Below are 14,122 nucleotides of genomic sequence, written 5' to 3'. Positions count from 1 at the left end.
GTTCACTGGGCAAATACTGAATGTTACCCGGCCGTACCCCCACGGCCCGCTGACACCGACTGTGCGTCAGCTATCACCGAGCTCACAAGTGTGGCGAGACCGTCGACGCCAAGTGCCGGCAGGATGCCCGGAACAAGTCCGGCGAGCGACACAGAAACCAGAGCATCGGGGGCGAGAGCAGCCCCCATGGCGGTACGCATGGCAACGAGCTTGGTCGACAACTCACCGAAGGTGACAGCCTGATCACCGTGGGTGAACGCAATTGCCTCAGGATCGGCGGCCGCCGCTGCGGCTGCCAGTTCGGGTAGGTCCGCCGCGGACTTCGGCTCGGCAGCGCTCGCTTCCTCGCGTTCCTGCTCGGTCACGATGTCGATCGTGCGAATCACGACCCCGGGATCGGTCACCAGTTCTTCGAGCACCCGCCCGAATCGCGCCGCAAAAAGCGCGATGGTCGATTCGTCGAACAGGTCGGTCGCATAGGTGAAACGCATCCTCAGCCCGGACAGCACCCCGGCATCGTCGAATTGCTCGATACCGGTGAGCTGCAGATCGAACATCGCCTGGTCGAAACCGTTGTCGACCGCAGAGAGCTCGAGGCCCGGGAGCTGGAACGTACCGAGAGCCATGTTCTGGAAGGTGAGCATGACCTGGAAAAGCGGCGAGTATGCGTGAGAGCGCTCTCGCCCCAGTTCGTCGACCAACCGCTCGAACGGTACGTCGGCATTGGCGAATGCCGACAAGTCCTTGTCCTTCACGTGTGCCAGAACGTCGACGAACGTCGAAGCAGGCGCGATCTCCGTTCGCAAGACCAACGTGTTGACGAACATCCCGACAAGATCGTCGAGCGCCCGCTCACCTCGACCCGCGATCGGCGTACCGATTGCGATGTCGTTCGATCCACTCATCTTCGCCAACAGCACGGCCAGGGCAGTGTGAACCACCATGAAGACTGTCGAGTTCTGCTCCCGTGCGATCGTCGCGAGCCGGTCCGTGGTCTCGGAATCGACGGCAAACTCGAATTCCGCACCGCGCATGCTGGCCCGCGCCGGCCGCGGCCGGTCGGTCGGCAGTTCCAGAAGCTCCGGAGTGCCCTTGAGCTCGTTCACCCAGTACGCGAGTTGACGGCCCAGCTGACTGTCCGCGTCCTCCGGCGATCCGAGGACATCACGCTGCCACAGCGTGTAGTCGGCGTACTGCACCTCGAGCGGAGCCCACTCCGGGGTCTCCCCGCCGGTACGTGCGGTGTACGCAACCATGGTGTCTCTGATCAACGGAGCCATCGAGAAGCCGTCACCGCTGATGTGGTGAATGACAACGACGAGGACCCGCTCGGATTCGTCGACCTCGAAGAGACGGATTCGCAACGGAACGGCTGTCGTGACATCGAAGCCCTCGCGAACTGTGTCAGCCACCTGCTCGGCGACCGACGCTTCGTCGGTTGCGATCACTTCCAGTCCCACCGCCGCTGCGGAGCGAGGCAGGATCATCTGAACCGGTCCGTTGCCCCGGTCCGGGTATACCGTCCGGAGCACTTCGTGACGCTCGATCAGATCCGACACCGCCGAGTGAAGTGCGTCGACATCGAGTGCGCCGGACAGCCGGATCGCGACGGGGATGTTGTACGCACCCGAGGTCTTGTCGAACTGATTGAGCACCCACATACGTTGCTGCGCCAACGACAGCGGAATCTCGTGCGGACGCACCTGAGCCACCAACGGTGGGCGGCCACCAGATCCCGCGTGTTCGAGAACCCTCGACGCCAATGCCCCGACAGTCGACGCCTCGAAGATCACGCGGACCGGAATCTGCGCGTCCAACGCCTCACCCAGCCTCGACACGACCTGCGTCGCGACGAGAGAGTTTCCGCCGAGCTCGAAGAAGTCGTCGTCGAGTCCGACCCTCGCCACACCGAGTACGTCAGCGAACACACCCGCCACGATCTCTTCGACGGGGTTGGTCGGCGCACGGAATTCGGTCGCCTCGAATTCGGGGTCGGGCAGGGCTTTGCGATCGACCTTGCCGTTGATGTTGAGCGGTAGTTCGTCCAAGACCATCAATGCCGCCGGCACCATGTAACTCGGCAACTCAGCCACAAGAGTCCGCTTCAAGGTTTCGACATCGATGCTTTCCCCGCTTTGAGGAACGACGTAGCCGACAAGTCGATCACCGATACGCGCATCCGACTTGGCCACCACCACAGCGGAGTCCACGCTGGCCTGCTTGCGAAGAAGCGCTTCGATCTCACCGAGTTCGATGCGGTAGCCACGGATCTTGACCTGGAAGTCGGCGCGCTCCACGTAGTCGAGTTCGCCGTTCTCCGTCCACCGGACGAGGTCGCCCGTGCGGTACAACCGCGAACCCGCGTCACCGAAGACGTTGGCCACAAATCGTTCCGACGTCAGATCCGCGCGACCGTGATAGCCGCGAGCAAGCTGGGCACCGGCGAGGTAAAGCTCCCCGGTGACTCCGACGGGGACCGGATGCAAACGCGTGTCGAGCACGAACACCTGCGTGTTCCATTCGGGGGCACCGATCGGCACCGAGGTCGTATCGTCCGAACCGACGACGTGCGCTGTCACCGAGACGGCGGCCTCGGTCGGACCGTACAGATTCACCAACTGCGCGTCGCTGAGTTCTGCGAACTCGGTCGCGGTCGCGGCCGGCAACGCTTCACCGATCGCAAGCACCTGACGAAGTGATTCCGGAAGGCCATTTTCCGATGCCGACTGCAACATCGCGAGCATCGACGGCACCACGTGGAGCGTCGTGATCTTCTCCCGGGTCATCAGGTCGAGCAGGTAGCTCGGGTCCTTGTGACCTTCGGGTTCGGCAATCACCAGTCGTGCACCGGAAGTCAGTGCCGACCAGAACTCCCAGACCGAGAGGTCGAACGTTGCCGCGGTCTTGAGCACCATCGCATCGGATCGGTCCAGGCTGTACTGATCGCGCTTCCAGAGAATCTGGTTGACCACCGCCTGATGCGAGATCGCGACGCCCTTCGGTCGCCCCGTCGATCCCGACGTGAAGATCACGTAGGCGGTGTTGCCCACTCGCAGTGGAGCAATCCGATCCGCATCGGTAACCGTCGCTTCCGCGTAGGACGCGAGATCGATCGTGTCCACCTCGATCACGGAATCACCGAACGCCGGATTCTTCGCAGTGGTCGAGGCAGTGAGGACGCAGACCGGATCTGCCATGGTCAACACGTACTCGATGCGGTCCGCCGGGTGGTTCGGATCGATCGGTACGTATCCACCACCTGCCTTCACCACCGCGTACATGGCGACCAGCAGTTCGACCGATCGCTCGATTGCCAACGCGACCAACGACTCCGGACCGACACCGGTTGCGATCAGATGGCGTGCGAGACGGTTCACACGTGCATCGAACTCGGCGTAGGTCAGCGACGTGTTCCCTGCGATCACTGCCACCGCACCCGGGTTCGAACCGACCTGCTCGTCGAACAGTTCGACCAGAGTGACTCCCGGGACGGAGTGATCGGTCTCGTTCCAGCGGTTCAGGATCCGGTCGCTCTCGGACGAATCCAGCAGCGCGAAGTCGCCGACGGTCAACGACGGATCGGACGCGATCTCCGCGAGCAATCGCACGAATCGATCGGCGAAGTCCTGCACGGTCGACTCGTCGAACAGATCATGCGCGTAGCTGAACATCGACGTGATGCCGGCTGCAGATCCGTTCGCGTCGTACCGATCACTGACGATCAACTGAAGATCGAACTGCGCGACCCCGTTGTCGATATCGACGCCCTTGACGGTGAGCCCCGGAAGCTCGAGCCCTCCGGTTTCCATGTTCTGGAAGAGGAAGCCGACCTGATAGAGCGGATGACGAGCGGTCGAACGCGGTGGGTTGAGCACCTCCACGAGTCGCTCGAAAGGAACGTCCGAATGTGCAAATGCTTGAAGGTCGGTCTCCCTGACACGTCCGAGCAGGTCGAGGAACGGCGTGCCGCTGTCGATCTGCGTACGGAACACCAAGGTGTTCACGAACATGCCGATGAGATCGTCGAGTGCCCGCTCACCACGTCCTGCAATGGGTGTACCCACCGCGATGTCCTCGGTTCCGGACAGTCGAGCCAACAACATCGCGAACGCAGTGTGCGTGAGCATGAACAGCGTCGAATTATTTGCCCTGGCAAGACCGCTCAACCGAGCATGCAACTCTGCATCGATATCGAAGTGCAGGTAACCGCCGCGGAAGGACTGCGTCGCGGGGCGCGGCCGGTCGGCGGGAAGTGCAAGCTGATCAGGCAGCCCGGCAAGAGCATTGCTCCAGTACGCAATCTGCTGCGAAGCAATAGATCCCGCGTCTTCCTCACTGCCCAGCACCTCTCGCTGCCACAGGCTGTAGTCGGCGTACTGAACGTCGAGAGGAGCCCAGGACGGTGTGTACCCGGCAACCCGCGAGGCGTATGCGGTCACGACATCCCGAGCGAACGGTGCCATCGAGGAACCGTCGGCGGAAATATGATGAATCGCGACACCGAGTACGTATTCGTCGGAAGCCAACTGGAACAACCGGATACGAATCGGAATCTCGCGTGTGACGTCGAAGCGCGTCGACGCCAGCGCGACCAACTCACCTTCGAGTTCGTCCACGCCAGTCGGTTCTGCGACGATTTCGTCCGACCAACTCGACACGGGCTTGACGACCTGCACCGGACCGTCTCCGATTTCCGGGTAGACGGTTCGAAGTGATTCGTGCCGCCCGATCACATCAGAAATCGCCGCGCTCAGCGCCGAGACGTCAAGATCGCCCTGAAGGCGCAGCGCCATCGGGATGTTGTATGCCGCTGCACTCCCGTCGAATCGGTTGAGGAACCACATACGCTGCTGCGCCAACGAAAGCGGAATCCGCTCTGGCCGCTCGACCGCGGTCAGCGCGACTCGCCCACCCGACCCGGTCCGGCTTTCGGCGTGCGCTGCGAGATCCTGCACCGTGGATGCTTCGAACAGAACTCGAACCGAAAGTTCGGTGTCGAGAGCATCGGCGATTCGTTTGATCGTGCGAGTGGCGTTGAGAGAGTTGCCGCCGAGCTCGAAGAAATCGTCATCGAGACCCACACGATCAACACCCAACACCTCGGCAAACACCGACGCAACGATCTCCTCCACCGCCGTCACCGGAGCCCTAAACACCGCAACCTCGAACACCGGCTCCGGCAACAACTTCCGATCCAACTTCCCCGAAGCATTGAGCGGCAACGCATCCAACACCACAAACTGCGACGGCACCATATACGACGCCAACCGCTCCCCCACACCCACCTTCACCACATCAACATCAACCGAAGACCCCACCGCAGCAGTGACATACGCAACCAACTGATCACGCCACACCACCACCACCACAGAACCCACACCCACCTGATCCCGAACCGCAGACTCGATCTCCCCCAACTCGATCCGCTGACCACGCAACTTCACCTGAAAATCACTACGACCGACATACTCGAGCTCACCCGACACACCGATCCACCGCACCACATCCCCCGTGCGATACATCCGCGAACCCACCCCACCGAACGGATTCGCCACAAACCGCTCCGCCGACAAATCCACCCGCCCGAAATACCCACGAGCGACCTGCACACCCGACAAATACAACTCACCCGCAACACCCACCGGCACCGGACGCAACCGCGAATCCAACACCAACACCGACGAATTCCACACCGGAGCACCCATCGGCACCACCACACCCACACCATCGAGCGGACCCGCCGCCGTCGCATGCACCGTGAACTCCGTCGGACCATACAAATTATGAACCTCAACCGACGGCAACACCGACAACACCCGACCCACCACCGACGCCGGCAACGCCTCACCCGCCGCGAAAATCACCCGCAACGAACCCAACCCACCACCACCGAGACGCGAAATCGTCGCCTCCGACGCGTCGACCAACTGATCGACGAACACCTCCAACATCGACGGCACAAACGAGACCATCGACACCGACTCCGCCGCCACCACCGACGCCAAATACCCCGGATCCCGATGACCGTCATGAGTAGCCACCACCAACCGAGCACCCACCGCCAACGGAACAAACAACTCCCACACCGACACATCGAACGTCACCGGAGTCTTAAGCAACACCACATCAGAACCCGACACCGCATAACGCTCCGCCAACCACGACACCTGATTGACCACACTGCGATGACTGACCGCCACACCCTTCGGCCGACCCGTCGACCCCGACGTGAAAATCACATACGCCGTATTCCCCGACCGCAACGGCGCAACCCGATCCACATCCGAAACAGGAGCATCCGAAAAACCAGACACATCAACAACATCAACCTCGACCACCGGCACCACACCAGCATCGAAACCAACATCAGAAGTACTGACCACACACACCGGCGACGCCGCCGCCAACACATACCCATTACGCTCCGCAGGCTGATCCGGATCCACCGGAACATACCCACCACCAGCCCTGAGCACACCGTAAACCGCAACCAACAAATCAACCGACCGACGAACCGCAACACCCACCAACGACTCCGGCCCCACACCCACCGAAACCAAATACCTGGCAAAACGATTCACCCGAGCATCGAACTCCGCATACGACAGAGACTGCCCCTCGAACGAGAGCGCTACCGCATCCGGAGACGCCGCCACCTGCGCAACAAACCCGTCCAACACCGACACACCCGCAACCTCACGAGCCGTGTCATTCCACCCCTCGAGCACCAACGAACGCTCAACAGAATCCAAAATATCAACGTCACCAACACGCACCGAAGGATCGGTGGCTACGGAGGAGAGCAGTCGAAGAACTCTGTCCAGCAACGCAGTTGCGTAGTCGGCATCGAAGAAGTCCGGTAGGTACCGCAGCGTCAAGTGCAACTGCTCGTCGAGTGCGATCAGCAGGGTCAACGGGTAGTTCGTGGAATCGTCCGAGGCGATGTCGTCGATCATCATTCCGTCGAGAACATCCGCCTGTGCGGCGAGGCCCTCACGGTCGACCGGGTACGACTCGAATACAACCAACGTGTCGAACAGTGTTCCGACGTCCGCTGCTTTCTGGACATCGGTCAAACCGAGATAGTGATGATCAAGCATTCTCGCCTGCTCGATCTGGACCCTGGCAACCAATTCTTCGACGGACTCCCCGGCGTCGAGGCGCACCCGCACGGGGAGGGTGTTGATGAACAACCCGACCATCGATTCGACGCCGGTGAGCGCCGGTGGCCGGCCGGACACTGTTGCACCGAAGACAACGTCGTCGGTTCCGGTCAACGCACCGAGCAGGACCGCCCACGCGCTCTGCACGATCGTGTTGGCGGTGACCCCGAGTCGTGCGGCCAGAGCGGTGAGCGCCGCGGTTGTCTCCGACGACATCGACACGTTCAGCTTCTGTGACAGCGCGGTGAATTCCTGTCCGCCTGTGACCTGAGCAAGCAGCGTCGGCTCTTCGACGCCGGAAAGCACATCCGCCCAGGCTGTGAGTGATCGATCACGATCCTGATCGACAAGCCACGCCAGGTAATTGCGATAGCTACGCACACGCGGAAGAACCGAGTCGTCACCACGCGTCGCGTACAGCGCCAACAGGTTCTGCAAGAGCAGTGGCACCGACCAACCGTCGAGAATAATGTGGTGATTCGCCACCACTAAGCGATAGTCCCCCTCCGCCATGGTGACGAAGGTGAACCGAATCAACGGCGGTGACGCCATGTCGAAGTGTGTCGCCTGGTCAGCCGTCAAAACTTCGTTCAGAGCTGCCTCACGGTCGACGGCCGCAATATCGCTGAGATCGATGTTCCGCCACGGGACTGGAACGTCTTCGAGGACTATCTGGACCGGCGTTCCGTCGTCGTCGGCCGTGAATGCCGTTCGCAGGTTCGCATAACGGTCGATGATTCCCTGTGCTGCAGTGCGCAAGCGGTCGGCATCCACCTTCCCGGACAGAGTGAGAATCATCTGCACCGAGTAGAGGTCGACGCTGGATTCTGCCAACATCGCGTGGAAGAGCAAACCGGACTGCAGCGGTGCCAGGGGCCAGATGTCGGTCACCGTACCGAATCGATTCTCGAAGCCGTCGATATCTCGTTGGCTCACGGAGACAAGCGGCACGTCGGACGGTGTGAGTCCACCGGCTCCGACGGAGCGAGAATGCTCCGCCAGGGCAGTCAGTGCTTCGACCCAAATCTGTGCAAATGTCTCGACACTCTCGCCGTCGATGGCACCGACGGGGTATGCGAAAGAGGCCTCCAGAACAGCACCGTCTGCGCCGTCGTTGACGATCGCATTGATGTCGACGACCTTGTTTGCGGGCATGTCGACGTCTTCGGGTGCCGACACGTTGGCGAAATCGCCGGCCGGCAGCCACCCGAGTCCCTCGACGCCTGCCGGAAGATCCTCGGCGACAACTCGTCCCAGGTAGTTGAAGCTGACCTGTCCCCCGGCGAAGCGAGAAAGCACTGCGCGCGTGTCTTCGTTCAGGTAGCGCAGCAGTCCGTACCCGACGCCCTTGTCCGGGATCGCCAGAAGCTGTTCCTTCACTGCTTTGATCGCGCGTCCCGCCGAATCACCTCCGGCGAAAGCGTCACCCAGATCTACCTCGGAAAGATCGAGACTGATCGGGAAGGCAGCGGTGAACCAGCCAACGGTCCTTGACAGATCCGCGCCAGGAATCACGGCTTCTTCGCGACCGTGGCCCTCGAGTTGCAGCAAGGCAGACGTCGAGTCGATTCCGGCTCGGCGACGCCACTCGATCAGCGCGAGTGCCAGTCCAGCGAGCAGGCCGTCGTTGGCGCCGCCGTTGAAAACCTCCGGCAGCGTGGTCAACAGAGTCTCCGTCACCTGAGTGGGGACCGTCACGCTTATCCGCTGAACCGTTGCCGCAACGTCGACGGCAGAGTCGTACGCCCTCTTACCCAGCACCGGGTCCGGTGTCTGCAACACCTTCCGCCACGTATCCAGCTCGGCCACACGCGAATCCCGATGGGCCTCTTCGGACAAAGCATGAGCCCAGCGTCGCATCGACGTACCGGTCGGCTCGAGAGCAACATCCCCCGTCGCTCCGCTCGCCCCGGCCATCTGAGCCGCAGCCGACACCAGATCCGGAACGATGATTCGCCAGGAAACCCCGTCGACGATCAGGTGATGTGCAGCAATGATCAAGCGCCCGGTGCGAGTGGGACCGAAGTCGACCCACACGAACTGAACCATTACGCCGTCCGCCGGATTCAACCGGCCGAGAGCCTCGTCGAGGCCCTTGGAAGCCGTGAGAACAATTGTCGACTCGTCCGCAGCCGCGTCGACATCGACGCGGCTGAGCAGATCCTCGACGTCCACGGTTCCGGGCTCGGAGACCGACATCCCCCATCCGCGACCGTCGGAGATCAGCCGCGAGCGGAACATGTCGTGGTGGTCGACGACTGCAGCGAGTGTTCGCACGATGTCGGCTCGCTGCACTCCGAGTGGAAGCTCGAGAGTCATCGTCTGTGTGAATCGGTTGTAGCTGCCACCGCGCTCGACCATGAATCGTTCGATCGGCGTCAACGGCATCCAGCCGACTCCACCGCCCGGCAACTCCTCGAGCACCACCGCGGCCTCGACGTCGGCGGCATACTTCGCCACTTCGGCCAATGCCGCGACAGTCTTGCTCTCGAAGACGTCACTGGGTGCGAATACGACCCCACGTGCCTTCGCACGAGAGACGAGTTGGATGGACATGATCGAGTCGCCGCCCTGAGCGAAGAACGAGTCGTCGGTGCCGATGCGATCCAGGCCGAGAACGTCCGCGAAGATCTCGCTCAGGATTTGTTCCATCTCGGTGACCGGGGCGCGGAATTCCTTGGTCTCGAAAACCGGTGCTGGGAGCGCTTTTCGGTCCAGCTTGCCTGCCGGACTGAGCGGCATGTCCGAGGAGACCATGACCGAAGCCGGAACCATATGGGCCGGAAGGGTTCTGGAGACGAATTCGATCAATTCCGCCGAAGTGACCGAAGCGTGCTTTCCGGTGAACACGTACGACACCAGCGCCGGGGCACCCGACGGCAGGGTCGTACCCATCGTCGCAGCGAACTCGACCTCGGGGTGTGCCGTCAGCGATGCATCGATTTCGCCCAGTTCGATACGGAAACCGCGAATCTTGACCTGGAAATCGTTGCGGCCCACGTATTCCACGGCGTAGGTGGAGGGTGCCGTTCCAGCGACCCAGCGCACCACGTCACCGGTTCGGTACATTCGCTCGCCCGGATTACCGTGCGGGTTTGCCACGAATCGATCGGCACTCAAGCCTGGACGACGATGATAGCCGCGGGTCACCTGAGGACCGGACAGATACAGCTCGCCCGAGACTCCCAGTGGAACTGGATTGAGTCGTGTGTCCAGGACGAATGCGGCCATGTCACCGATCGTGGCGCCGATGTCCATTCGGTCACCGGGCAGAAGCGGAACGCTGACGTTCGTCACGATCGTCGTCTCGGTCGGGCCGTAGACATTCAGGAATGTCCTGGGAGCCGAAGCCGACGCGGCCGATCCGTCCCCTGTCGTCCACTTGCTGATCAGTTCCGGCGAATACGCTTCGCCACCCACGCCTACCACCGTCAGGTCGTCCAGGCCGCTCGGGTCCATCGACGCCAGGGCAGCGGGTGTGATGAACGCATGCGTGACTCGTTCGCTACGGAACACCTCAGCCAGTTCGTCGCCGCCGTACACGCCAGGCGGGACGATGACCATCGTCGCGCCGGTGGCCACCGCGAGGAACAACTCGAGCATCGACGCGTCGAAACTCGGTGACGCGAAGTGCAATGTCCGCGAGGTGGGCTTCACGAGGTAGTGCGCGGCCTGCGTGACACTGAAGCTCGCCAGTCCCGCGTTGGTCGCGACAACGCCCTTCGGCAGTCCTGTCGTGCCGGAGGTGTAGATGACCCAAGCCGGATGAGCAGTCGTCAGTGGACGGACACGTTCCTCGGCATCTATCGGCGCTCCGGACACTCCGGCGATCATCTGTTCGCCGAGCGGTCCGTCCACGACCAACCACTCGACGTCGTCGGCGAGATTCGGACGTTCGACGTCGAGGGTCAGGCCAACCTTCGCACCCGAGTCGCTGAGCATGTGCGCGATACGGTCTGCCGGATAGTGCGGATCGATCGGAACGACCGCTGCCCCGGTCTTCGACACTGCCCAGACCGCGAGTACCGATTCGACGGATCTCGGAATCGACACCGCCACAAGATCTTCAGCCCCGAGACCACGGTTGATCAAAACGCGGGCCAGCTTCGACGACCACTCGTCGACCTCTCGATACGTCATGGACCTACCGGCCGCGGCCTGCGCCGTGCCGGGGTAGCGCAAAGCGACGTTGTCCGGGTAGCGCGCAGCAGCGTCGGCAAGAATCTCGGCCAACGGCGCCTGCGCTACTCCTGACGAAGCCCTTTGACTCGTCAGAACCTCACGCTCGGACGCGTCGAGGATTTCGATGTCACCCACTGAAGTTGCGGGGTCCGTCGCAATTCCGTTCAGAATGCGCATCAATCGTGCGGCGAATCCGCGGACGGTCGATTCGTCGAACAGATCCGTCGCGTACGTGAACGTCGCCGACAGCCCTTCTGATACCTCACTGATCGTGAGCTGCAGGTCGAACTTGGCCACGGTCTCGTCGATTTCGAACTCGGCCGCCGTCAGACCGGGCAGAGCCAACGAGTTCTGCCCCAGGTTCTGAAATGCCAATGCCACCTGGAACAGCGGGTGATGTGCCCTCGACCGAACGGGATCCAGCACTTCCACGAGCCGCTCGAACGGAAGGTCCGAGTGCGCGAACGCCTGAAGGTCGGTTTCCCGAGCCGAGGCCAGAAGTGTTGTGAATGCCGCCGAAGGATCAACCTCGGTACGCAAAACCAGGGTGTTGACGAACATTCCGATCAAATCGTCGAGTTCGGATTCACCTCGCCCGGCCATCGGTGCACCGATGTTGATGTCCGTTGTTCCCGACAGACGAGCGAGAAGCGACGCCAGAGCCGCATGGACCACCATGAACATCGACGCATTGTGTTCCCGGCCCACGCTGATCAGCCGCTCATGCAATTCCTGACCGATCGAGAATTCGAATGTCGCTCCCTGACCGGAGAATACCGCCGGCCGAGCCCGATCGCCCGGAAGATTCAACTGTTCGGGCACGCCGTCCAGTGCTTGCGCCCAGTAAGTGATCTGTTGCGCGATGACGGACTGCGGATCGTCCTCGGACCCGAGAACCTCACGCTGCCACAACGAGTAATCGGCATACTGCACCGGCAACGGCGTCCAGGTCGGAGCCTGGCCGTTGGTTCGGGCGTAGTAGGCGGTCATGACGTCGCGGGTCAACGGGCCCATCGAGAAACCGTCGGTCGAGATGTGATGCACCACGAATACCAGAACGTGCTCGTCGGCCTTGATCTGGAAAAGCTTGGCGCGCAACGGCACCTCGGCCGTCACGTCGAAGCCTGCCGCTACGAAGTTCGTTACCTCGGAAACGATCTCCGAATCCGAGACCGAGGTTGCCGCGAGGTTCACGTCGACATCAGCCGGTGCAACGATCTTCTGGTAGCCGACGCCGTCGACCTCGGGGTAGACCGTGCGCAGAACCTCGTGACGGCCGATAACGTCGGCGACCGCTTGCTCCAGCCCCAAGACGTCCAGTTCTCCGGTGAGAGTTATCGCAACCGGGACGTTGTTCCCTGCCGAGCTCGTATCCAACTGGTTGAGGAACCACATGCGCTGCTGCGCCAACGACAACGGCACCCGAACCGGACGCACCTGCGCAGTCAACGCCGCACGTGAACCGCCACCGACATGAGAACCCAAACGAGCAGCCAACGCCTCCACCGTCGACGCCTCGAACAACTCCCGCACCGACACCGAAGCATCCAACGCCTGACCCAACCGAGACGTCACCTGCGTCGCAATCAGCGAATTACCACCGAGCGCGAAGAAATCATCATCCAAACCAACACGCTCGACGCCCAGAACATCCGCAAACGTCTGCGCAACAACCTCTTCCACCACCGACGTCGGAGCACGGAACACCGCAACCTGCAACGACGGAACCGGCAACGCCCGACGATCCAACTTCCCGTTCACCGTCAACGGAATCGAATCCAACACCACAAACGCCGACGGCACCATGTACTCCGGCAACAACGAAACCACCGACACCCGAAGATCGTCGACCGAAACGCTCACACCCGCAGCCGGAACCACATACGCCACCAACCGCTGATCACCCGGAGAATCCTCACGAACAACCACCGCCGTCTGCGCCACCGACACATCCGCCAACACCGCAGACTCGATCTCACCGATCTCGATCCGGAAACCACGGATCTTCACCTGATCATCCGCGCGACCCAGATACTCCAAATCACCAGCACTGTTCCACGACGCGACGTCACCCGTGCGGTACAACACCTCGCCGGCATTGAACGGATTCGCCACAAACCGCGTCGACGTCAACCCCGCCTGACCCAGATAACCCCGAGCCAACTGAACACCAGAGACATACATCTCACCCGCGACACCAACAGGCACCGGAGCCAAACGCGTATCGAGCACGAACACCTGCAGACCCGAAATAGCCTGACCCACAACACTCGCCGACGCATCCGCCGCCAACGCAGCATCCAACACACGATGGCTCACATGCACCGTCGTCTCCGTGATGCCATACATGTTCACCAACGTCGGCGCGAAGTCACCGCGGCGGCCGTACCAATCCGACAAGCGACGCAGCTCGAGCGCCTCGCCGCCGAAAACAACCCACCGCAACGACAACTCAGCGGCCCGACCGGATTCCGACGCCAACCGATCAGCCTCGGCCAACTGATAGAACGCCGACGGCGTCTGATTGAGCACCGTCACCCGCTCAGCAGCAAGCAACTCCAAGAACTGCTCCGGCGACCGCGACGTCACATAATCCACAACCACCAACGTGCCGCCGTACAACAGCGGACCCCACAACTCCCACACCGAGAAGTCGAACGCATAACTGTGGAACATCGTCCACACATCGGATTCGTCGAACCCGTACACACCCTCGGTATTCGCAAACAACTTCGCCACCGTCGTGTGCGGAACCTGCACACCCTTCGGGCGACCCG

1 protein-coding gene (only partly in view) is annotated in these 14,122 nt (G+C 61.8%); it reads right to left on the bottom strand.

The annotated features are described in order from the left end of the window. Window positions 1-23: 23 nt before the first annotated feature. A protein-coding gene (locus ACBG85_RS09175; protein WP_372027125.1) for a non-ribosomal peptide synthase/polyketide synthase crosses the window boundary here: on the bottom strand, window positions 24-14,122 show its end. 14,647 nt of this gene lie beyond the right edge of the window; only the last 14,099 of its 28,746 coding nucleotides appear in the window; the start codon falls outside the window, past its right edge; its stop codon occupies window positions 24-26.

The organism is Rhodococcus sp. NyZ502, assembly GCF_041464245.1.
Classification (GTDB): Bacteria; Actinomycetota; Actinomycetes; order Mycobacteriales; family Mycobacteriaceae; genus Rhodococcus_F; species Rhodococcus_F qingshengii.
Note: the sequence above shows the minus strand (reverse complement) of the source record. Positions and strands in the feature narration are given on the sequence as shown.